15 protein-coding genes are annotated in these 22,162 nt (G+C 57.8%); 4 read left to right on the plus strand and 11 right to left on the minus strand.

Annotation, left to right across the window (positions count from 1 at the left end):
* Positions 1–18 precede the first annotated feature (18 nt).
* The 10 genes from ispG to IM273_RS04825 form a co-directional block, all read right to left on the minus strand.
* Positions 19–1,137: a flavodoxin-dependent (E)-4-hydroxy-3-methylbut-2-enyl-diphosphate synthase gene (ispG, locus tag IM273_RS04780; RefSeq protein WP_025757688.1), complete on the minus strand. Its 1,119-nt coding sequence runs from the start codon at positions 1,135–1,137 to the stop codon at positions 19–21.
* Between the two features lie 26 nt (positions 1,138–1,163).
* A complete protein-coding gene (rodZ, locus tag IM273_RS04785; RefSeq protein WP_047368095.1) occupies positions 1,164–2,171 on the minus strand; it encodes a cytoskeleton protein RodZ in 1,008 nt (335 codons plus the stop codon).
* Between the two features lie 291 nt (positions 2,172–2,462).
* Positions 2,463–3,629, minus strand: coding sequence for a bifunctional tRNA (adenosine(37)-C2)-methyltransferase TrmG/ribosomal RNA large subunit methyltransferase RlmN (locus tag IM273_RS04790; RefSeq protein ID WP_028014062.1), 1,167 nt, complete (start codon positions 3,627–3,629; stop codon positions 2,463–2,465).
* A gap of 147 nt (positions 3,630–3,776) precedes the next feature.
* Positions 3,777–4,208: a nucleoside-diphosphate kinase gene (gene ndk, locus IM273_RS04795; RefSeq protein ID WP_003860625.1), complete on the minus strand. Its 432-nt coding sequence runs from the start codon at positions 4,206–4,208 to the stop codon at positions 3,777–3,779.
* A 123-nt stretch (positions 4,209–4,331) separates the two neighbouring features.
* A complete protein-coding gene (locus IM273_RS04800; protein ID WP_193051243.1) occupies positions 4,332–5,207 on the minus strand; it encodes a 4Fe-4S binding protein in 876 nt (291 codons plus the stop codon).
* Entirely contained in the window at positions 5,207–5,995 is a 789-nt protein-coding gene (locus tag IM273_RS04805) for a DmsC/YnfH family molybdoenzyme membrane anchor subunit (RefSeq protein WP_047368097.1), read from the minus strand. The genes IM273_RS04800 and IM273_RS04805 overlap by 1 nt, the downstream gene beginning before the upstream one ends.
* Positions 5,988–6,617 carry a DMSO/selenate family reductase complex B subunit gene (locus IM273_RS04810; RefSeq protein WP_003860631.1) on the minus strand — a complete coding sequence of 210 codons (630 nt, stop codon included), beginning with the start codon at positions 6,615–6,617 and terminating at the stop codon, positions 5,988–5,990. Before IM273_RS04810 ends, IM273_RS04805 begins: the two co-directional genes overlap by 8 nt.
* A complete protein-coding gene (locus IM273_RS04815; protein WP_305043501.1) occupies positions 6,614–8,992 on the minus strand; it encodes a DMSO/selenate family reductase complex A subunit in 2,379 nt (792 codons plus the stop codon). The genes IM273_RS04810 and IM273_RS04815 overlap by 4 nt, the downstream gene beginning before the upstream one ends.
* 88 nt (positions 8,993–9,080) lie before the next feature.
* Positions 9,081–11,408 carry a peptidoglycan glycosyltransferase PbpC gene (gene pbpC / locus IM273_RS04820; RefSeq protein WP_045630989.1) on the minus strand — a complete coding sequence of 776 codons (2,328 nt, stop codon included), beginning with the start codon at positions 11,406–11,408 and terminating at the stop codon, positions 9,081–9,083.
* A gap of 1 nt (position 11,409) precedes the next feature.
* Positions 11,410–16,362 carry an alpha-2-macroglobulin gene (locus IM273_RS04825; protein WP_193051247.1) on the minus strand — a complete coding sequence of 1,651 codons (4,953 nt, stop codon included), beginning with the start codon at positions 16,360–16,362 and terminating at the stop codon, positions 11,410–11,412.
* Positions 16,363–16,649: 287 nt separating this feature from the next.
* Here IM273_RS04825 and IM273_RS04830 point away from each other — a divergent pair, with 287 nt between their 5' ends.
* The 4 genes from IM273_RS04830 to IM273_RS04845 all read left to right on the plus strand — a co-directional run bounded on the left by IM273_RS04830 (position 16,650) and on the right by IM273_RS04845 (position 21,280).
* Positions 16,650–18,194 (plus strand): PTS transporter subunit EIIC, encoded by a 1,545-nt coding sequence (locus IM273_RS04830; RefSeq protein WP_193051249.1) that lies wholly within the window; start codon positions 16,650–16,652, stop codon positions 18,192–18,194.
* Between the two features lie 12 nt (positions 18,195–18,206).
* On the plus strand, positions 18,207–19,574 hold the full coding sequence (locus IM273_RS04835; protein WP_193051251.1) for a 6-phospho-alpha-glucosidase: 1,368 nt from the start codon (positions 18,207–18,209) through the stop codon (positions 19,572–19,574).
* A gap of 90 nt (positions 19,575–19,664) precedes the next feature.
* Entirely contained in the window at positions 19,665–20,510 is an 846-nt protein-coding gene (gene sseA, locus IM273_RS04840) for a 3-mercaptopyruvate sulfurtransferase (RefSeq protein WP_028014070.1), read from the plus strand.
* Positions 20,510–21,280, plus strand: coding sequence for a MurR/RpiR family transcriptional regulator (locus IM273_RS04845; protein ID WP_126327205.1), 771 nt, complete (start codon positions 20,510–20,512; stop codon positions 21,278–21,280). Before sseA ends, IM273_RS04845 begins: the two co-directional genes overlap by 1 nt.
* Before the next feature lie 17 nt (positions 21,281–21,297).
* Here the strand turns inward: IM273_RS04845 and sseB are convergent, their stop codons facing one another.
* Entirely contained in the window at positions 21,298–22,074 is a 777-nt protein-coding gene (gene sseB, locus IM273_RS04850) for an enhanced serine sensitivity protein SseB (protein WP_032648693.1), read from the minus strand.
* Between the last annotated feature and the right edge of the window lie 88 nt (positions 22,075–22,162).

The raw sequence follows: 22,162 nt of genomic DNA on the forward strand, positions 1-22,162 counted from the left end.
GGCACGCTTCCCATCACGTTATTTTTCAACCTGCTGAACGCTGATGCGCTGTGTCTCGTCCATCATCGCGGCTTTGGCGCGGATGCGGGCTTCAAGCTGGTCAATCATGTCGCTATTATCCAGACGATCTTTACGAACGCCATCTTCATAGAGACCACTTTTCTTGTTACCGCCGGTTACGCCCAGGGTTGAGACCAGCGCTTCACCCGGACCGTTCACGACACAGCCGATGATGGAGACGTCCATCGGGGTGATGATGTCTTCCAGACGCTGCTCCAGGGCATTCACCGTGCCGATCACGTCAAATTCCTGACGCGAACAGGTTGGGCAGGCAATGAAGTTGATCCCACGCGAGCGGATACGCAGCGATTTCAGAATATCGAAACCGACCTTGATCTCTTCTACCGGATCCGCCGCCAGCGAGACGCGCAGGGTGTCGCCGATGCCTTCGGAGAGCAGCAGGCCCAGGCCGATCGCAGACTTCACCGAACCGCTACGCAGGCCGCCCGCTTCGGTGATCCCGAGATGCAGAGGCTGGTCGATCTGTTTTGCCAGCAGGCGATACGATTCAACGGCCAGGAAAACGTCAGAGGCTTTTACGCTGACCTTGAACTGATCGAAGTTAAGACGATCCAGATGATCGACGTGACGCATGGCGGATTCGAGCAGCGCCTGCGGCGTTGGCTCGCCATATTTTTCCTGTAGATCTTTTTCCAGAGAGCCGGCGTTTACGCCGATACGGATTGGAATGTTTTTGTCGCGGGCGCAGTCAACCACCATGCGAATGCGTTCTTCATTGCCGATGTTGCCCGGGTTAATACGCAGGCAATCAACGCCGTATTCAGCAACTTTCAGCGCGATACGGTAGTCGAAGTGGATATCTGCAACCAGCGGCACGCTGACCTGCTGTTTGATCAGCTTGAACGCCTCTGCGGCATCCATCGTGGGCACTGAGACGCGAACAATGTCCGCGCCTACACGCTCTAATGCTTTGATTTGGTTGACCGTTGCTTCCACATCCGTGGTGCGCGTATTGGTCATCGACTGGACGGCGATAGGTGCCCCATCGCCGACTGGCACATTCCCAACGTAAATCCGTTTCGATTTTCTACGTTGAATCGGAGCCTGGTTATGCATGAAAAATCTCCCGCGTTGCCCGTCTGTTACTGTGCTGCTGATTGTTCGGCATTAACGGTAAGACGTGCAACCTGGTTAGTTCTGATAAAGCGGCTCAGGTCGACAGGTTTTCCTTGATACTGGATCTGTACCGCTGCCGGAGCGCCGATTTTAAGTTTGTAAGGTGCCTGACCCGTTAGGTTTAACGTGCCATCTTTCCGCTGCAGGCCGCTGAACAGTTTTTTACCTGTCGCGTCAGTCACTTCCAGCCAACAGTCAGCCGTGAAGTTCATCACCAGCGCGTTTGGATCGGCGGCTGGCGCGGCGGTTGCCGCCGGGTCGGTCGGCAGGGACGCTGCGGCGTTGTTCGCCGGCTGAGTCGCTGCAGGGACGTTCGCCGCAGTATCGACATTTGCCTGAGAAGGGGCGACGACCGCGTTTTGATCCTGAGCCTGAGGCGCAGCGGTGTTCGCCGTTGCGGCCGGAGCCTGTGCTGCATCGGTTGCCGGAGCCGTTGTTTGCGGCTCGCTTGAGGCCGCCGCACCGTCGGTGTTCAGCGGAACGCTCTGGGCACCACCATTGCTCGCCTGATTGAGTTCAGCGGAGGACTGATCGGCCATCGTGGTGATCTCTTCCTGCTGCGCCTTGTGGTTTTGCCACCACCATGCGCCGGTCAGGCCGACAACAACAAACAGCACCAGCCAGGTAAAGCTCATCAGCCAGCCATCACGTTTTTTACGACGTTTCCCCAGGGAGAAAGTTTGCATCGGGGCAACTTTTGCTGCACGAACCGGTGCCTGCTTCTCCATCATTGGCAGTAATTCGTTTTCGGGGATGTGCACCAGTTTTGCGTAAGAGCGGATATAGCCGCGCAGAAATGTTGAAGCCAGATCGGCTGGCGCCTTATCTTCTTCAATATCGCGAACCGTGGAAACTTTCAGGCACAAGCGTTCTGCAACAGCTTGCTGGCTGAGTCCGAGTTGTTCACGGGCGTTGCGAAGACGAACGCCAGTGGAGAGTGCTTCATGTTGGTCGTGAGTGGCTTCAGTATTCATTCGCTACAACTACTGGTACGTGAAAAAAAGGGTTCAGGTGCCGGTGAGTCACAATGCCGCCCGCACCGCGAAACTTCAGGTCAGTTAACCTTGAACAGACAGTATAAGACTGTCAGCCGGTAGATGACAGTGCAGCTCTGCCCGCGTGGCTAAACTGTTGTTACGTCGTTACATACTGCCCGAAACTCATATGAAACGCACCGTAATTATTAATCAAACGTCACGAATCTGACTGATTATTCAGTCAGATTATGCATCACAGCGTAGATAATGCGCCGTGATGCATAATAATCAAACAGCTTTAACCGCAATGGTCTCGCCCTGCATGCGTTTACGCAGGGTACGTTTGGTACGGTCAATGACGTCACCGGCCAACTGTCCGCATGCAGCATCAATATCATCACCGCGGGTTTTACGCACGATGGTGGTGAAACCATACTCCATCAGCACCTTGGAGAAACGGTCGATACGGCTGTTCGAGCTACGGCCATACGGCGCGCCCGGGAACGGGTTCCATGGGATCAGGTTGATTTTGCATGGCGTATCCTTCAGCAGTTCAGCCAGCTGATGCGCATGCTCAGTACCGTCGTTGACGTGGTCAAGCATCACGTACTCGATGGTAACGCGGCCCTGGTTTGCGTTGGATTTCTCCAGGTAGCGACGCACGGCAGCGAGGAAGGTTTCGATATTGTACTTTTTGTTAATCGGTACAATTTCGTCACGAATTTCATCGTTTGGCGCGTGCAGGGAGATCGCCAGCGCAACGTCAATCATGTCGCCGAGCTTGTCCAGCGCAGGCACAACGCCTGAGGTAGACAGCGTCACGCGGCGCTTGGACAGGCCAAAACCGAAGTCATCCAGCATGATTTCCATCGCCGGCACCACGTTGGTCAGGTTCAGCAGCGGTTCGCCCATCCCCATCATTACCACGTTGGTGATCGGACGCGTGCCGGTCACTTTTGCTGCACCCACGATTTTCGCGGCGCGCCAGACCTGACCGATGATTTCAGACACGCGCAGGTTACGGTTAAAACCTTGCTGAGCCGTAGAGCAGAATTTGCACTCCAGCGCACAGCCCACCTGAGAAGAGACGCACAGCGTGGCACGATCGTCTTCCGGGATGTAGACGGTTTCAACGCGCTGATCGCCGACGGCAATCGCCCATTTGATGGTGCCGTCTGCCGAGCGCTGCTCTTCCACCACTTCCGGCGCGCGGATTTCAGCCACTTCTTTGAGCTTGTTGCGCAGCACTTTGTTGATGTCGGTCATCTCATCAAAGTTGTCGCTGCAGTAGTGGTACATCCATTTCATTACCTGATCGGCACGAAACGGCTTCTCACCCATATCTTTAAAGAACTCGCGCATCTGCTGACGGTTCAGGTCCAGCAGGTTAATTTTTCCATTTTTATTGGGAACCGCAGGAATGGCGACTTCGGAGGTATTCACTAGTTCAGACATAATTTTTTCCGGCCTCGTTGTTACACGTTGTGGCCCTTGGTGGGTTGAAAAGAAACGCCCCGGTAAGCAGTCTGCTCGTCCGGGGCGTTGCATTGTACAAAGTCTGGCGCAGGGATGCCACGTTTGCACGCGGCATTTACGAAATTATTAGCGAGTGCGCGGGCACACTTCGCCTTCAGCGAAGAAGAACGCGATTTCGCGTGCGGCAGACTCAACGGAGTCGGAACCGTGAGTGCCGTTCTCGGTGAAGCTGTCCGCGTAGTCAGCGCGCAGGGTACCTGCCAGCGCGTTGTCCGGGTTGGTTGCACCCAGCAGATCGCGGTGACGCTGTACTGCGTTTTCGCCTTCCAGCACGGAGACCACGATTGGACCGGAGGTCATGAACTCCACCAGGCCGTCAAAGAATGGACGACCTTCGTGCTCAGCGTAGAAACCGCGAGCCTGCTCAACGGTCAGGTGCAGCATTTTGGTGCCAACAATCTTAAACCCTGCTGATTCAAAGCGAGCGAAGATGCTGCCAATAACGTTTTTTGCCACCGCGTTTGGTTTGATGATGGAAAAAGTACGTTCAATAGCCATTGATAACCTCTGTAAAATGTTCTGTTGTTTTGCATACCTGAGTATGGTGTGGCGCGGATTATAAAGAGCAATAGCGCCATTGCCTATGGTTCTGCATAACATTTTTTTAAAATGAGACGAAGATTAGCAACAGGCCGGATTTCGCATACCGTGTTGATGGCGTAAACAGAGCGGGCATTGCTTTTCATCAGGCGTAAATGACCAGAACTGGCGCTGGCACGTCAGGCAAACTGCTTTATATGCGGGAGTGGCCACGTTTTTTGCCGGTCCATCTGTTTCTGCGACGTTTATCGCCTCGTGCTGACATACTGCTTCACAGCCACCGCAGCCGGTACAGCGCCCGGTCTCCACCACCAGCGCGGCGTTCTCAAACCGAATCGCGTTTTCCGGGCAGCTTCGCCAGCACGCACCGCACAGCACGCACTTATTAATATCGAGTGCGATATCTGACTCGCTAAACGTCGAGAATGCCATGCGCAGCTCCCGCGGCCCCGGGGAAACGCGACAGGCTTTCACATCCTCGCGGGGAACGTGCATCAGCGCACGACGAGCGATATTCACCTCGCCGATCGGTATGAGCTTAAACCCCCACTCCGCTTCACCACGGCGACGAAGCGCAAGATTAAGCCGGGCAAGCGCCAGCAGCCAGTCATGGTATTGCTCTGCGTCGATACTGATAAAACGAACCTGGCGTTGCGCGTGCCACAGCAGCAGCTCATTCACCCCAGGTGCGCGTTCAGTAAAAGGCCCAACAAGGGTATCTCCACGCAGAAATCGCTTTCGCGGCGCGATGCCGGTAATGGCCCCGGAGGGGCAGACGAACAGGCAGTCACCGCATTCAATACAGCGATTTTCATCAACCGAGACGCCGGTTTCCGTAAAAGAAAAAGCCTGCACTGGACAAACGTCCGCGCAGGCGCAGCAGGAAGCGTGGCGAAAACGGCGACGGACGCACGCATGCGTCACGTCCATCGCCGGGGCAAACGTCAATCTGCCCATCAGCCAATACTGAAGAAAACGAAGCGCAGCATCAGCTCACCCACAATCAGCAAGGCGCTGCCCAGCAGCAGCGTGCCGCGCGCCGCTTTCAGGCCGCCCGCAGCAAAGCAGAGCATACCTGCAACGGACACGCACCAGCTCAGCAGATGTACCGCGCGCAGCTGTTCGAGCATCCGTAGCGGAGCGTGAGGGAACGTCACCACGGTATTGTCCATGACAGTGATGTCTGCCAGCCAGACGGGCTGCATCACCAGACGCACAAGCACCACCAGCGTGATAATGACAACCGCCGCACGCAAGGTAGTCTGGGAACGCATCCCAACTGCCATGCAGGATGAACCGATGATACCCACCGAGCCGATAAACAGTACCAGCGTGTTAATGTGCTTCCAGGTCACCACGGACGCGTGCATGTAGATTTGTGCCATGCAGAACACGTCCACCAGCCCGACAAGACCCGCCACGGCCAAAAGCAGCTTCCAGCCTGGCTTATTGGAAAACATCAGCAGCACGGCGAGGCCAAGCGCCGCCAGGTAAAGGCTGGCGAAGATAATCTCACGGCTCAGCCACGAGCTGGAGACGTGGCGTAGCGCGTTCAGGGCATTGAGCGGATAGCCCATATGCAGCGCTGAGGCGAGCAGCCCCAGGCTCGCCAGCACAAACGCCCCAGCGGCAGGCAGCAGCGCGCTACGCGGTGTAGTATGCGCCCCCCCGAACGCCAGCCAGAGCGTCACGCCAACCGATCCCTGCAGGAACAGCGTAAAAATCAGCAGCGGTAACTCATGCATGACGTTTCCCCTCTTTCTCTGCGCCCTGATGCGCTTTGATCACCAGGTTCGGTTTTGTAATCGAGGAATCAGGCAAGCCCTTCACATCGCATACCGCACCGTATTTCGCCCGAAGTTCATCAATAGGCCCAAATTTGATCGCCTCAAGCGGACAGGTTGCCACGCAGACGGGCTGCTCGCCCTTCGCCTGCAGATCCACGCAAAAATCGCATTTGGACATCTGCCCGGTCTGCTCGTTGAGCTGTGGCGCGCCGTAAGGGCAAGACCACGCGCAGTAGCCGCAGCCAACGCACTTGTCCGTATCGACGCGCACGATGCCGTCGCCCGGACGCTTGTGCATTGCGGTGGTCGGACAGTTTTTGGTGCAGATCGGGTCCGCACAATGGTTACAGGAAATAGAGAGCGTGTAGGCAAAAACATTGTTGCTAACGCCGCCCTGCCCGGTTGGGATAAAATTCCCGCCGTTGACTTCGTATACGCGACGGAAACGACGTCCGACCTCAAGGTTGTTTTTGTCTTTGCACGCCACCTGGCATGCCTTGCAGCCCGAGCAGCGGGAAGAGTCAATATAGAAACCCAGCTGTTTATCGCTCACCGGCGCGTAATGTTTAAACTGACTCATGCTTTAGCTACCTCCACCAGCATGGTTTGATGGGAATTCCCTTTCGCAAGCGCGGTAATACGGGCAGAGCTGAGCACGTTCGCGCAGCCGCCTTTATCGACGCCCTGTTCGTCCGGCAGCCACCAGGCGCCTGCCTGCATGGCAACAACGCCCGGAATGATGCGCGGCGTGACTTCAGCCGGAATTTCACAAATGCCGCGCGCGTTATGAATGCGCACGGTATCCCCCTGGGAAATGCCGCGCTTTTGCGCGTCCTGCGGGTTGATCCACAGCTTTTGCTGCTGCGCCTCAATCAGCCACGGGTTGGCGTACTGGGTTGAGTTAGCACGGTTTTTCCCTTTCCAGGTGATCAGCTGCAGCGGGAAGGTCTTCGCCAGTTCGTCTTCCGGCCCTTCGTGGGCGGGCACGTAGTGCGACAGCGCCGGAATCTCCGGGTGCTGCATGTCGTACAGACGCTTCGAGAAGATCTCAATTTTCCCTGAGGGCGTCGGGAACGGATGATTTTGCGGATCGCGAATATTGTCTTCAAAAGCGACGAACGGCGCGCTTTTGAAAAGATGCTGGCGCGTCTTTTGTAACGTCGCGAAGTCCGGCAGGTTTTCATCTGGCATGGAGAGCCGCGTCTGCTCCCAGATGTGCTCAATCCACGCTTTTTCGTCACGGCCCTCGCTGAATGCAGGTTCGACGCCAAGCTTAGCAGCAACTTCCCGCAGCCAGTCGTAGTCTGAACGGCGTTCGAATTCAGGTTCAATCAGCTTTTCCGACAGGATCAGATAGCTTGCCGTGCCCCAGGTTTCGCCAATATTCCAGCGTTCCATAAAGCTGGTTTCCGGCAGGAGAAGATCGGCGTATCGGGCGCTCGGCGTCATAAACAGATCGCTTGCGACGATAAACTCGATTTTCGACTCGTCTTCCAGCACGCGCGTCGCCTGATGCAGATCCGGGTTCTGGTTAGCCAGATAATTTCCCGCCAGCGAGAAGAGGATGCGGATATTGCTGTCCAGCTTCTCTGCATCCTTCAGGCCGTCTTCCGCCGTTACCTTAGAAGCATCATCGGCGGCCTGCACCCAGTTCATCACCGATATTTTGGCTTTTACCGGGTTATCCGGCATCTCCGGCCCGGCAGCAAATTTACGATTAGCGCAGCCGCCATAGCCTGCCGCCCAACCGCCCTTCACCCCAACGTTACCCGTCAGCGTTGCCAGTAACGTCGAGCCGCGCGCGGTGCGCTCGCCGCAGTTATGGCGCTGCGGCCCCCAGCCCTGGATCAGCGCGGCGGGTTTGGTGGTTGCGTAGTCGCGCGCCAGCTGACGAATGGTCTGCGCAGGCACGTGGGTGATTTTCTCTGCCCACTCGGGCGTTTTCGCCACGCCATCTTTTGCGCCGCTCAGGTAAGCCATCAGGGATTCATTGGCCGGAACGCCTTCCGGCATGGATGCTTCGTCAAAGCCCAGGGTATAGCGCTGGATGAAGTCGCGATCGTGCAGATTCTCCGTGACGATCGTGTACATCATGGCGTCCATCAGGGCGTTGTCTGTTGTGGGAAGCAGCGGGATCCACTGGTCAGCCAGGGAGGAAACCGTATCGGAATAGCGCGGATCGACAACGATAAAGCGCGTGCCGTTTTGCTTCATCTTCTGATAGAAGTAGTTGCTGTGACCAAAGATCGTTTCCGTCGGGTTATGTCCCCAGAGAATGACCAGTTTGGTGTCCAGCAGCGTGTCCAGAGAGCTGCCGCTGGCGGCGGTGCCGTAGGTATACGGCGTGGCTGCCGCCGTGTTGCCCATACTGACCGAGTGATAGCTTTCGAGATAGCCGCCGGTTAAGTTGAGCAGACGACGAACCATTTTATCGCCGGAAAACGTTCCGCCGGATACCGCAGTGCCCACATGCACATAGCGTGAGGCGGCGCCGTATTGTTGTGTAATCGTTTTTAATTGATTCGCAATAAGCGTGGTGGCTTCATCCCAGGTAATACGCTCGAATTTTCCTTCGCCACGTTTACCCACGCGTTTCATTGGATATTTAAGCCGATCGGGATGATAAACAAATTTCCGATAAGCGCGGCCACGAACGCAGGCGCGCATTATCGGCATCTGCGGATCTAACGCATTGTCCGGACGCGTTGAAATTCGGGTAACAACGCCCTCACTAACGTGAGCACGAATATCACATTTACCGCCGCAGTCAAACGTGCTGCAGGTTTGCACCACTTTTTCTTCAGGCGTCGCGTGTGTTGCCGCCGTACTCTGTGCCTGTGCTTTACCTGTTGTCGCTACAAAAGGAAGGGCGGCGAGCGCCGACCCTGCCTGAATAAAATGACGCCGGGATAGCGCGGGAATAAGCCCCTCTCCCTGATTTTTATTTTTCTTCATTGCTCGTTCCTTAAAATAAAAACGCATTCTCGTTTTTTTTCAGGAACGAATATTGATAATTATCAAACTAACTCTTCGGGGGTAACACTTAACGGTCTAATTCAAAATTCACCGTCGCCGTTTGTCCTGAGTCATCCATTACAAGTAATTGATATTCGCCAGGCAAATATAATTTTAATGAATGAGTATTATTGCGGCCTTCTAACGGTTCTCCATTTAAAAACCACCAGCGCCCACCTTCTCCTCCAGTCGTAATAACAGATAGCGTCACGTTCCCTTCACCAGGGAGTCGCTTAATAACAGCCCCCTCTCTGATACCCGAAATCATAAGCGGTGCTGCATTGTTATTATCCAGCGGCGGGCAGAGCGTCGATCTCGCAGGAAGACGCGCAGCCCTTTTTTCCGCTGCGGGCAGCCACGGCTCCAGCGGCAGCGGCCAGACGTCGAGAACTTTTTCTGTGGCATCAGGGCAATCTGCCGCCACACGCTTGCCCGTTTTATCCAGCCAGACCGGGAAACGAATGCCGCGAATGCCTTCCTGTTCCGGCAGCAGCAGCGTGGGTGGTTCACTCCCTTCGAGCAGCCAGGTCGAAAGACGACGCCGACAGTTTTCACTGCCTTCCGGCAGCGACTGGCCGCCCGGCCAGCAGATCACGCCCCGCCCAACGCTCTCCGGACGCGGATCGCGCGGCAGACGGGCTTCGTCTATTGTCGAGCGCGACTGAAGCAGGTTATTGACCTGGTTTAATAGCGGCACTGCGCTGGCGAAACCAAACTGCCCCGCCACTGGCGTGCCGTCCGGTCGTCCGGTCCAGATGCCTATCACGTAGCGGGCATTCAGACCGATGGCCCAGGCATCGCGGTAGCCATAGCTGGTGCCCGTTTTCCACGCCAGCGGCGCAATTTGCGGCAGCGCACTGTCCGGCAGCGGCTGCGCTTCATTCGCCAGAATACGGCGAATAATCCACGCCGAACCTGGCGATAACAGCGGGCGTTCAGTTAGCGGGTCGCCCGGCTGTAAGCGCAGCCGGCCCGCCTTGCCATGCCTTGCAAAGGCGCTGTACGCGGCGGCGATATCTGCCAGCCTCGCGCCTGCGCCACCCAGGATCAGCGACAGATTCGGCTGCGCTCCGGCAGGCAGGATCAGCGGCAGGCCTGCGTTACTCAGCATCCCGGCAAACCGTTTGGGACCGTAGGCTTCCAGCACCTGGACGGCTGGCAGGTTGAGCGAGCGCACCAGCGCTTCACTCATGCTGACCGGCCCGTGGAACCCGCTGTCAAAATTTCCCGGGCGATAATCACCGGTTTTTCTGGGCACGTCCTGAAGCAGCGAGGCGGGATGGATCAGGCCATCATCCAGCGCCATACCGTAGATAAACGGTTTCAATACCGATCCCGGGGATCGGATCGCGTTAACCATATCCACATGGCTGAAACGCGTGTCATCGTTGATATCCACCGAGCCGACCCAGCCGCGCACCTTCATGTCGGTATGATCGACCACGATCATCGCCAGCGAACTGCGTGCCGGCAGGCGGGATTTCCAGTTCATCGCCAGCTCTTCCAGCTGCCGTTGCAGTCCGGCATCCAGCGTAGTGACAATCTTTGTGTCGCGGCTTTTGCCGAGCATCATGCGTGCAAAGAGCGGTGCCAGCTGCGGCATCTGCCGGGGAGCCAGCCATACCGGCTCTTCACGGGACTCCTTCACCTGCTTTGCTGACCAGACGCCCTGAATCATCATGCGATCGAGCACTTTGTTGCGTGCCGCTTCGGCCCGCTCGGGCCAGCGATCCGGGCGCAGACGGCTGGGTGCCTGCGGCAGTACCGCCAGCAACGCCGCGTCGGAGTAGCTCAGCTGCGACGGGGGTTTCCCAAGGTAGGTCCAGCTTGCTGCTCCCACGCCCTGCAGCGTGCCGCCAAACGGAGCACGATTGAGATAGAGCGTAAGAATGTCACGCTTAGAGAGGTGCCATTCCAGCTGCATCGCCCGCCAGAGCTGGCGAATTTTGCCGCCAAAGGTGCGCGGATGCGGATCCAGCAGGCGTGCCACCTGCATGGTAAGCGTGCTTCCTCCCGAAACCACTCTTCCGGAACTGAGATCCTGCCAGGCGGCGCGCAGGACAGAGAGCGGGTTTACGCCCGGATGCTCCCAGAACCAGCGATCTTCGTACTGGATCAGAGCCTCAAGATAACGGGGAGAAACCTCTTCAATGGTCACCGGGTAGCGCCAGATGCCTTCGCTGTCGGCAAAACGCCAGAGCGGCGCGCCCTTCTCGTCCACCACAACTCGTGCGGGGTTAACCTCTTTCAGAGGCAGCGGCCACAGGCGGTCGGCGGCGACAATCAGCCCCCCTAAAACGAGAAGCGCTCCCGCCAGCCAAAGCCAGCGGGAGCGTGTCAGACGCGCTATCAACATATTACGGAACAACAATCAGCGGGCCGCTGGCCGCACCCGTTGCCCGCCACTGCGGAACGTACATAGACTCCACCATCGGAACCGGCACCTGGTAGGTGCCCGGCGTTACGGCACGGGCCAGATAAACCAGCGTAACCGGCTGACCTTCGTTTACCGGCACGGCGGCCACAAAGCGGTCGTCGCGGAACTCCATGTGCTGAATGTCCGCCTGCTGCATCTGGCTGAGCAGGTTCTGCACTTCGCTGCCGCTGTCCTGCAGGCTTGCGCTGCTGCTCGCCAGGTTCTGGTTTTCCAGCTCCAGACCAGCAGGGAGGAGATCCACAACCAGCGCATCCGGAACGTTCTGGCTGGCTTTCACTTCAAGCCAGACCAGCACCAGTTCACCGCTCTTCAGCGAAGAGAGCGATTTGCTGCTGCCATCGGTTGCCAGGATATGACGTTCAACCTGCAGCACGTTGGAACTCGGCTGAGGCGCATATTCCGGATAGCCGGTGCTGTCCAGACGTACCCACAGCGGTGCCGTGCCGGTATTGGTTACCTGAAGCGCACCAAGCTGGTCGCCGCTTACGTTTTGTACCTGCGCCTTATCGCCGCCTGATGCGGTATCAGACAACGTGGTTTTCGCCTGCCATGCGCCTGACAGGGTTTGCAGCGAACGTCCGGCCAGGAACAGCGCATTGCTCTCCTGGGTGGATAGCCAGCGCTGGCTGAATGCCTGTTCAGAAAGAGCATTCAGCAGCGTATTTTGCGCATCCGGCAGCAATTTATACTCCTCCAGAAGGGAGAGCATCAGCGCGTTATCGCGAAGCGGGCTGCCGTAATCGGCCATCCATGTTTTGCTGTCGTTGCGCGGTGTTTTGAGCGCCAGATCCAGCGCCTGCTGGCTGCGCGGCGCGTCGCCCATCAGTTTAAGCGCCATACCCAGCTGCATCAGCGGCAGCCCGGAGGCGGCCTGAGCGTGGCGATCCCAGATTTCACGCAGCGCGCCCAGCGGGGCTTTTTGCTGACGCGCCAGCACCAGCGAGGCATACGCCTGCACGGCAAATTTGCTGGCCTGGGTGTCGTCGCTGTAGCGGATAGACATCATGCCCGGATCCTGCAGATAGCGCAGCAGTCGGTTGTTGGCGTTGTTCACCGCATCGGCAGGTACGCTATAACCCTGCTCGCCCGCGCGCACCAGGAAGTCAGTCACATAGGCGGTCAGCCAGTACTCTTCTGGCCCGTTTTTATCCCACAAGGCAAAACCGCCATCATCACGCTGCATCTGCAGCAGACGGGAGATCCCGATATCAATGGCAGCACGGCGCTTGTCATCGGTATCTCCTTTTATACCAAGCGCGGTAAGCTGCGCGGCGTTGGTATAGAGTGACGGGAACAGGCCGCTGGTGGTCTGCTCCAGGCAGCCATACGGATACGCCTGCAGTTCACGAATATAGCGCGCCAGGTTGAGCGGTGGCTTGCCGCTCAGCAGCAGTTGCCCCTGCAGAGTGGCAGGAGAGAAACCGTTGCTGTGCTGCGCCGGTGCGGTCCAGGACTCGCCGGGGTTCAGCATGGCACCGGTATTGACCGTCTGCGCCGGGAATGCCGGACGTACGCCAATTTTCCAGCTTTTCTGCTGCGGTGCGAAGGTTTCGCCCGGAAGCTGCAGGCCGGTCACCTGCGCGGTCACTTCACCGTCGCCATAACCCTCCAGTGCGCGAACCGGAATAAACAGGGTACTGCGCGCGCCCGGCGGCAACTGAACCGGCTGCGGCTGTGCACCTTCCAGCGACACTTTGCCTGTCGCGCTCAGGGCGACGTTCAGCGATTGCGGTTTGTCGGTCAGGTTAGTGAGATCCAGCGTCAGCCGTGAGGTATCTCCACTTGCCATGAAGCGCGGGGTATTAAGCTCGGTAATGACCGGCGCGGCCACCACAACCTTGCTTTCACTGCTGCCGAAATCATCTTCCGTCCACGCCTGCGCCATCAGACGCAGTTCGCCGTTGAAATCACCAATCGGCAGCGTAACGGTGCCTTCTCCGTTGGCATCCAGCGTAACCGGCTGAGCCTGCTGGGCAATAATGGTGACGTGGTTCACCGGCGGTTTACCGCCGCGCTTGAGTTCATCGCCGTCACCACCGAAACGCAGCGCGGCCATGCGGCCCTGCCCTTCAATGACCTGGCCGTAGATATCATAGATATCGGCGCCGTAACGCTTCTGGCCGAAGAAGGCCTGCCATGGATCTGGCGTAACGTAATCGGTAATGTTCAGCACGCCGCTGTCCACCGCCGACACCAGCACGTTCACTTTCTGCGGAACCGCCCCCTCTTTTACGCTGGCTTTCACTTTCACAGAGAGCGTCTGGTTTGGACGCATTTTCTGCGGGTTATCCAGCGCGATGTTCAGGCGGCGATTTTCGTCGCCCATCGGCAGATGCAGCAGACCAACCGCGCGCTTCGGCGTGGCGGATTTGGATTTATCGCCAGGACGCACCACCAGCGTACTGAGATAGAGATCGTGACGTTTCCAGGCTTTATCCACCGGAATGGAAAGATCGAGCCCGTTTGCCGGTACGTCGATCTCTTTCCACCACAGCGGCCCTTCGCTGGACTCGATCATCGCATAGCCCTTGCCTGCGGCTGGCGCTGCAATGTGCAGCTGGATGGTATCGCCTGGCTGATAGGCCGGTTTATCCAGTTTCAGGGTCACGCGGTCAGGGCGCGCCGCACCCGTGCCGTCGCTGTTATCCTGCCAGCTGTAACCTGCCCAGAAGCGCACGCTGCTGACCACATCATCAGGCGCTTTCACCTCCAGACGGTATGAGCCCCACTCCACCGGGAAGGTGACTTTGCCGGTTTCATCGGCCTTAAGGCTAAGCTCCTGCTCGCCCTCAACGAGATCTTTTTGATCGAATTGAGACTGCCAGCCTTCGCTCTCGGACCAGTTCCAGAAGTAGTCGCGACGCTCGCGGATCAAACGAACCTGCAAACCGGATACCGCTTTTTTCGCCCCGCTGGCATCGGCATAGACGATGTCAAAGCTGGCGTTGCCGTTCTCGTCGACGATCGGTTGGTTGACGGTGGTATCGGTACGGTAGTCATAGACCGCCTTACTGGCGAACTGCGGACGGATACCCGGCAGTTGCGCCGCCGGCCAGATAGCCTGCTCCGCGCGGCGCGTCACCGGACGACCGCCTGATTCCAGCAGGCTCGCCTGCAGGATCAGCTGCAGCGGCGAGTGTACCTCTTTCCACTGGCTTTCGGTGGTGACCTGCCCGCGCCCCTGCTCATCCAGCGTAAGCTGCACTTCATCCAGACTGCGGCTCAGGTTTTCTTCCGCAATATCACCAAACTGGAAGCCAGGCAGCGCAGGGACGGCGTCGCGCAGCGGACGCAGGAAAAGCTGGCCCTGAAGAGAATTGCCGTTGGCCGGAGCGCCATACAGGTAATAGCCCACAATGTTGAAGTCCACCTCATCCTGTGGGGAAACCGGTGCTTTTTGTCCCGTCAGATTGAACGCCATACGCTCGGGCATAAAATCTTCGACGTGGAAATCCCACAGGCGCTGCTGGTTATCACCGGTATTCGCGCGAATATGCCACATGCCGGTCTGCGCGCCGCTATCCAGCGGGTAATTGAAGCGGTAGAGGCCGTTCTCAGGCTGAACAACGATCGTGCGTGCCACCTGGCCGTCCGGGCGCAGCACGTCAAGCTTCACGGGCTGATCGGGAAGCGGTTTTCCGTCGCTGTCGCGCAGCAGGCCGTTAAGGATCACCGTTTCACCCGGACGATAAAGATCGCGCGGGCCAAACATAAAGAATTGCTTGCTGAAGCCGGGGCTACCGGCGATGTCGAACTCTGCCAGGTCGAGCGCTGGCAGCTTGAGATCGAGCAGCGTAGTCTGGCCGTCTTTGCTGGCGAGGATCAGCGCGGCTTCTTTGTCTGTTTCAAGCTTCGCATGGCCGTCGGCGTCGCTGCTGGCTTCGGCGAGCGTCTGACCTTTGTCATTCAGCAGCGTGACGGTGACGCCGGACTGCGCCGCACCGTTTTCCAGGCTCTGGGTGAAAATGTCCAGCCGGTTATGATAGCGGTGAGCAGACAAACCGATATCGCTCAGGGTAAAGAGCGTTGCGGCATTGCTGTAGTTGTAGTGCCCTGCCTGGTTCATGACGGCGATATAAACGCCGGACTGCTGAAGCGGCTTGATATCTTTAAGCGGCAGGAGCAGTTTTTCACGCGTGTTGCGCGCCGGGTTGAGGTCAAAACGACCGGTATAGACCAGTTCCGCCATCTTCAGCAGATTGTCAGATTCCCAGTTGGTCAGCGAGTTGCGGTACTCCCACTGACTGACAAACGAGGCCAGCGATTCCGGCTTCACGCGGTAGAAATTGACGTCCACATTGTTGACGTTAAGCGCCATCACCGGCAGCCCTTCCACCACCTTGCCCGGCAGCAGCGAGCCGCGGCTGGCGAAACCGACCGACGGCTCTATATCTCGCGTGGTCAGGGCTTTTTCATAATCAATGCCAAAGGTCGCTTTGTTCAGCGCCACCAGGCCACGTTCCACGGTGATAACCAGATTACGGTTTGGCTCCAGATGGCGCAGGCGAAGCTCTTTCAGGTTAGGCGCAAGTTCCCACGCCCCGTCAACTTTGCCGCTTTTCTTATCCACAACATGCACTGTTTTCGCGAAATCCTGTTCCGGATCCAGCGGGACAGAGAAGGTCAGCACCAGCGTAGCGGCGCCGTCCAGTTGCACTTCAGACGCATCAAGCAGAGTCAGCGCTTTTCCCTGACTCTGGGCGGCCATTTTAGCCAGCTTTTCAGCGTCGGGCTTTTCCGCGGCTTTCGGTGTTGATGCGGTGGATGCTGCGGCAGCCGCAGCCTGAGGTTTATCGTCGCTGTTATCACAGGCGACAAGCGTAAAGGTGGTGAGCAGCGCGAGAGAGATCGCGGCTAAGCGAAACGGTTTCATCCTGTGTCCCTGGCCTGAGGGGGCCTGTTGGTCGTCGTCCGGATAAGTATTATCCGCAAGTTTCGTTAATACAAAAAGTCCAATTTAAGAATCTGGAAAGCGCTTCGCAGAATGGCATCACGCCGCTACACCGTGATGGAACCGCGATCACAGCGCATAACGTCACATGTTACCTTTTACGTCATTTGTTTTTAAAACAAGAAGATAGCTGGATATGTTCGCTCAGAGCCTGCTAGTTTTATGACCATGACGCACCCCGAGTGCGCGGTTCAAAAAGAGAGAAAGCCATGAAACGAGCCGTGAACGCCCTACAAAATTTCGGAAAATCATTATACGGACCGGTACTTATCTTACCGATTGTCGGTCTGTTTATCGCCTTTGGCAATGTGCTGGGCAACGGTAACCTGGCCAAATACCTGCCGTTCCTTGGCCATCCGCTTATCCAGAGTATCGGCCAGCTGATCGCCAAATCTGCCGTGTCGGTGCTGGTCAACCTGGCGCTGGTGTTTGCCGTCGGGATCCCGATTGGTCTGGCGACGCGCGATAAAGGCTACGCGGCGCTGATTGGTCTGGTGACTTTCGTGGTGTTTATCAACGCCATGAACGTGACGCTGCAGCTGCAGGGCGAGCTTGCCCCTGCTGAGCAGATGAAAGCCGCCGGGCAAAGCATGGTGCTGGGCGTTCAGGTGCTGGAGATGGGCGTTTTCGCCGGGATCCTGACCGGGGCACTCTCCGGTTATCTGTACAACAAATACTCCGGCGTACAGTTTAACGGCGCGATGGCGATTTACTCCGGCCACTGTTTTGTGGCGATTGTCATGTTGCCCGTCTCTATGCTGCTCGGCGTGGTAATGAGCGAACTCTGGCCGTTTGCCCAGCACGGCATTAGCGCCCTGGCGCTGGCAATTAAAGGCTCTGGCCCGTTCGGGGTGGCGATCTACGGTTTCCTTGAGCGCATTCTGGTGCCGACCGGCCTGCACCATCTGGTTTATACGCCGTTCCTGTATACCGAACTGGGGGGCACGCAGGAGGTGTGCGGCACGGCTTACCAGGGGGCGCGCAATATCTACTTCGCCGAGATGGCCTGCCCGGACGTGAAGCAGCTCAGCAGCACGGTAGTGTGGGACGCGCGCGGCATTAGCAAGATGTTCGGCCTGCCCGCCGCCGCGCTGGCGATGTACATGACCGCGAAGCCGGAGCGTAAAGCCGTTGCGAAAGCCATTCTGATCCCGGCGGCGCTGACCTCGCTGCTGGTCGGCGTAACCGAACCGATTGAATTCTCCTTCCTGTTCGTCGCCCCGCTACTGTTCGTGGTGCATGCGGTCCTGACCGGTATTGGCATGATGCTGTTCTCGCTGCTGGGCGTTCATGCCATCGGCGCCAACGGGATTATCGATTTCATTCTCTACAACCTGCCGCTCGGCACCGAGAAATCCAACTGGCCGATGTACATCGTGGTTGGGCTGATCATATTTGCCCTCTACTTCGTGGTGTTCCGCTTCCTGATCCTGCGTTTCAACATGAAAACGCCGGGCCGTGAGGATGAAGATCAGGAGACACGCCTCTACAGCAAGCAGGAATACCAGGCGAAAGGCAATAACGACGGGCTGGGCGAGTCCATCGTGGTGGGCCTGGGCGGCCGGGAAAATATTGAGGTTGTGGATAACTGCTACACCCGCTTACGCGTCACGGTGAAGGATGTTGCCATCATCGACGAGCCGCGCCTGAAGGCGACCGGCGCGAAAGGGGTTATCAAACAAGGTAACAACGTTCAGGTGGTCTACGGGCTGCACGTCAAAAAAATGCGAGAAGCCGTTGAGACGTTTCTCTGAAAGGAGCTAAAGATGTTTACACCCCCATTCATTCTGTCGATTGCCGGCGGCGGCAGCACTTACACGCCGGGTATTGTGAAAAGCCTGATGGTGCGCCTGCAGGATTTTCCGCTGGCCGAAATCCGCCTCTATGACATCGACGAGGCGCGTCAGAACACCATTGCGCCGGTGGTTGAGAAAGTGATTCGCGACCACAGTCAGAGCATCAAATTTACCGTCACCAGTGACCCGGAAGTGGCCTTCAGCGGCGCGCATTTCGTTTTCGCCCAGATGCGCGTCGGCCAGTACAAAATGCGTGAGCAGGATGAGAAGATCCCGCTGCGTCACGGCGTGGTCGGCCAGGAGACCTGCGGCCCCGGCGGGCTGGCCTACGGACTGCGCACGATCCTGCCGATGGTCGAGCTTATCGATCTGGTGGATCGCTACGCGCATGAGAAAGCCTGGATCGTGAACTACTCTAACCCGGCGGCGATCGTCGCGGAGGGCGTGCGACGCCTGCGACCAAATGCTCGCGTGCTGAACATCTGCGATATGCCGGTCGCGGCGATGCGTAATATGGGGGCCATTCTGGGTGTCGATCGTCGCAAACTGGAGGTGGACTACTTTGGCCTGAACCACTTCGGCTGGTTTACCCGCGTGCTGGTGGACGGCGAGGACAAATTACCGGAGCTGCGTAAACATATCGCGAAGTTTGGCCTGCTGACGGAAGATGCGGCCAAAACCGATCCGCAGCACTCGGATCCTTCGTGGGTTAAAACCTGGCGCAACATCAAGCCGATTATGGATAACTTCCCGGAGTACCTGCCTAACCCGTACCTGCAGTACTACCTGATGCCGAACCAGATTGTGGAGCATCAGAACCCGGACTATACCCGCGCCAATGAAGTGATGAACGGGCGTGAGAAAAAACTTTTTGCTGCTGCTGAAGAGTACAAGCACACCGGGATTTTACTGGATGCCTTCCACGTGGGCGTTCACGGCGAGTTTATCGTCGATGTCGCCTGCTCGCTGGCCTTTAACCTGCGCCAACGCCATCTGGTAATGGTGGAGAACCGCGGGGCGATTACTAATCTGCCATACGATGCGGTGGTGGAAGTACCCGCCTACATCACCTCCGAAGGGCCGGAGCCTGTGCGCGTGGGGCTGGTACCGCTGTTCCACCAGACCCTGCTGCAACAGCAGCTGGCGTCTGAACAGCTGCTGGTAGAGGCGACCATCGAAGGCAGCTATGAGAAAGCGCTTCAGGCGTTCACCCTCAACCGCACCGTGCCCACCATGGAGCACGCAAAAGCGATTCTGGATGAGATGATAGAAGCCAACCGCGACTACTGGCCTGCGCTGCAAAAAGCCTGGCAGGACGGCGAAACGGTGAAAAAATAGGGGCTTGCTCGCGAGTTGAACGTGGTTTGCTTGTCGGTGTCAGAAAAAACACCGACAATCCTTTTTTACGGAAAAGAATGGAGGCAACCCATGTCCACCTCATATTTTGTCGCCGCCGACTGGCTGATTGAGCACGGCGACGATCCGGAAGTCCAGATTATTGACGCGCGTATGGCCCCGCCGGGCCAGGAACATCGTGACGTTCCCGGTGAATACCGCGCCGGGCATCTGCCTGGCGCGGTATTTTTTGATATTGAAGCCCTCTCCGATCATACCTCTCCCCTGCCGCACATGCTGCCGCGCCCGGAAGCGTTTTCCGTGGCGATGCGCGAGCTGGGCGTCAGCAAAGACAAACATCTTGTTGTTTACGATGAAGGCAATCTGTTCTCCGCGCCGCGCGCATGGTGGATGCTGAAACAGTTTGGCGTGGAAAAAGTCTCGATTCTGGCGGGCGGTCTGGCGGGCTGGAAGCGTGACGAGCTGCCGCTCCAGCAGGGCGACGTGACGCTGCCGGAAGGCGAGTTCGACGCGACGTTCGACGCTAACGTGGTGAAGCGCCTGACCGACGTACTGGTCGCGAGCCATGAAAAGACGGCGCAAATCGTCGATGCACGCCCTGCACCACGCTTTAACGCTGAAGCGGATGAACCACGTCCGGGGCTGAGACGAGGCCATATTCCAGGTGCGCTGAACGTGCCGTGGGGCGACCTGGTGTTTGAGGGCGAGCTGAAAACTACCGACGAGCTGCGTGCCATTTTTGACCGCGCGGGCGTGGATTTACATCGCCCGATTATTGCCAGCTGCGGCTCCGGCGTGACGGCCTGCGTGGTGATCCTGGCGCTCGCCACCCTCGGCGTCAACGACGTTACGCTCTACGACGGCGCCTGGAGCGAATGGGGGGCGCGTGACGACCTGCCAGTTGAACCGGCGAAATAATGGATAACCGCCTGGCCACGCTGTTAACGCGCGGGGCGTCGCTGACCCGTGCGGAGTATCGCGTCCTCGCCCACCTGACGGAGCATCCGCTGCTGGTGGGCAACATTACGGTGCGCGAGCTGGCGCAGGCGACGTTTGTTTCTACCGCCACCATTATGCGGCTGTGTCAGAAGCTGGGGTTTAGCGGCTTTAGCGAGTTTATCTGGCACTGCAAGCAGCTGCTCTCCGACACGCCGCATATTGCCGCTCAGGCGCAATCCCTTCCTGAGCTCCCGGCGCTGTTTAATCAGTTTATCGCTAACTATCAGCACACCTTCCAGTGGATCACGCAGGAGAAGCGCCAGCAGTTCGCCGCCCTGCTGCGGCAGAAAGAGAGCTTTTTTCTCTACGGGGCCGGGTTTTCCTATCTCTTTGCCGAATACCTGACCAAGAAGCTGCAGGTGTTGGGCAAAACGGCGTTCATCTCCGGACCGGGGGACAGCCGAAACATTTTTCTCAGTAACGCCGCGCGTTATCAGGTATTTATTGCCGTCTCCCGCAGCGGCGAAACGGAACAGGTGCTGGATAAGGCGCGGATTGCCAAAAACGTCGGCATGACGGTCGTCGCCTTTACCCGCGCCTCGGCCAATACGCTGGCGGGCATGGCGGACGTGCACTTTGCGCTGTATGACGAAGCGGTGCACTTCGCTGCCGAAGCCGCGGGCGTGACGTCGTTTGAGTCGAATCTGGTGCTGCTGATGGATTTACTGCTGCTGGAGGCAACGGGGTGACATTCACCCCGCCGTAATCAGATGATGCGGTTGGTCTTGAGATCGCGCAGGAAGCCGCCCCAGCGACGCTCGTAGAACGGCGTGATGTGCTCGGTGATGAAGTGGCTGATGCCCTTCTCACCGTTTTTCACCTGACAGATATCAATCGGCTCATCGCCCGGTAGCGTGTCTGTCGCCACGCTGCCCGCCGCCTGAACGATCTCGTCGAAATCGCCATCGGCTTCAATACCGATCAACAGCACCGGCTTTTCGTCCGCGCGCTCTTTAATGGAGCAGAGAAACGCGCGCCTGACGGGCTTGAGCGTTTTGAACAGCGTCGTCAGCGAATCGATCATCTGCGCAGGCGGCTCGGCCACCTCAGACAGCAGCAGCGTTTCGCCCCCTTCCAGCACCTCCTGGGTGCTAAGCGGGTTACCCTCTTCACCAATCAGATGGCTGATCTCGCGCGGGGTGAACTCTTTCCCGGTTGGCAGCTTAGCGTTAAGGAACAGCGTCTGGCCCAGCGTCATTTCGAACAGCGTGCGCACCGGCATCACCACGAACGCCTGTTCATCTTCTACCGCTTCCTGCAACGCTTCCAATGAAGTGAAGAACGGGATCACCGACGTGCCGTCATCTTTCTCCCAGTGCAGCAGATCCAGCGCGCTGTCTTCGACAACCTGCTCACCTTCCGCCGCGGTGCCCGGTACCCAGACGGTGGATTCCAGCAGCGTGCGGAAAAATGCCGGACGGTGGGCGGGCTCGGTCGCCGCCTGTTCCAGCAGGGTTTCTAATTCGTTTTTGGTATCTGACATAGTTTGGCTACTTCAATAAACGCCGGGTGGCGCTTTGCTTACCCGGCCTACAAAACCACAGGCCCGTGCAAGCGCAGCGCCGCCGGGC

The organism is Enterobacter cloacae complex sp. P13B (assembly GCF_014895915.1).
Classification (GTDB): Bacteria; Pseudomonadota; Gammaproteobacteria; order Enterobacterales; family Enterobacteriaceae; genus Enterobacter; species Enterobacter bugandensis.

What these genes read in the sequence shown, in the direction of transcription:
- IM273_RS04825 (WP_193051247.1), bottom strand. Translation starts at nt 16,362, where the DNA reads ATGAAACCGTTTCGCTTAGCCGCGATCTCTCTCGCGCTGCTCACCACC.
- IM273_RS04810 (WP_003860631.1), bottom strand. Translation starts at nt 6,617, where the DNA reads ATGAGTCAGTTTAAACATTACGCGCCGGTGAGCGATAAACAGCTGGGT.
- IM273_RS04800 (WP_193051243.1), bottom strand. Translation starts at nt 5,207, where the DNA reads ATGGGCAGATTGACGTTTGCCCCGGCGATGGACGTGACGCATGCGTGC.
- sseA (WP_028014070.1), top strand. Translation starts at nt 19,665, where the DNA reads ATGTCCACCTCATATTTTGTCGCCGCCGACTGGCTGATTGAGCACGGC.
- ndk (WP_003860625.1), bottom strand. Translation starts at nt 4,208, where the DNA reads ATGGCTATTGAACGTACTTTTTCCATCATCAAACCAAACGCGGTGGCA.
- ispG (WP_025757688.1), bottom strand. Translation starts at nt 1,137, where the DNA reads ATGCATAACCAGGCTCCGATTCAACGTAGAAAATCGAAACGGATTTAC.
- IM273_RS04805 (WP_047368097.1), bottom strand. Translation starts at nt 5,995, where the DNA reads ATGCATGAGTTACCGCTGCTGATTTTTACGCTGTTCCTGCAGGGATCG.
- IM273_RS04830 (WP_193051249.1), top strand. Translation starts at nt 16,650, where the DNA reads ATGAAACGAGCCGTGAACGCCCTACAAAATTTCGGAAAATCATTATAC.
- IM273_RS04815 (WP_305043501.1), bottom strand. Translation starts at nt 8,992, where the DNA reads ATGAAGAAAAATAAAAATCAGGGAGAGGGGCTTATTCCCGCGCTATCC.
- IM273_RS04845 (WP_126327205.1), top strand. Translation starts at nt 20,510, where the DNA reads ATGGATAACCGCCTGGCCACGCTGTTAACGCGCGGGGCGTCGCTGACC.
- pbpC (WP_045630989.1), bottom strand. Translation starts at nt 11,408, where the DNA reads ATGTTGATAGCGCGTCTGACACGCTCCCGCTGGCTTTGGCTGGCGGGA.
- IM273_RS04835 (WP_193051251.1), top strand. Translation starts at nt 18,207, where the DNA reads ATGTTTACACCCCCATTCATTCTGTCGATTGCCGGCGGCGGCAGCACT.
- sseB (WP_032648693.1), bottom strand. Translation starts at nt 22,074, where the DNA reads ATGTCAGATACCAAAAACGAATTAGAAACCCTGCTGGAACAGGCGGCG.
- rodZ (WP_047368095.1), bottom strand. Translation starts at nt 2,171, where the DNA reads ATGAATACTGAAGCCACTCACGACCAACATGAAGCACTCTCCACTGGC.
- IM273_RS04790 (WP_028014062.1), bottom strand. Translation starts at nt 3,629, where the DNA reads ATGTCTGAACTAGTGAATACCTCCGAAGTCGCCATTCCTGCGGTTCCC.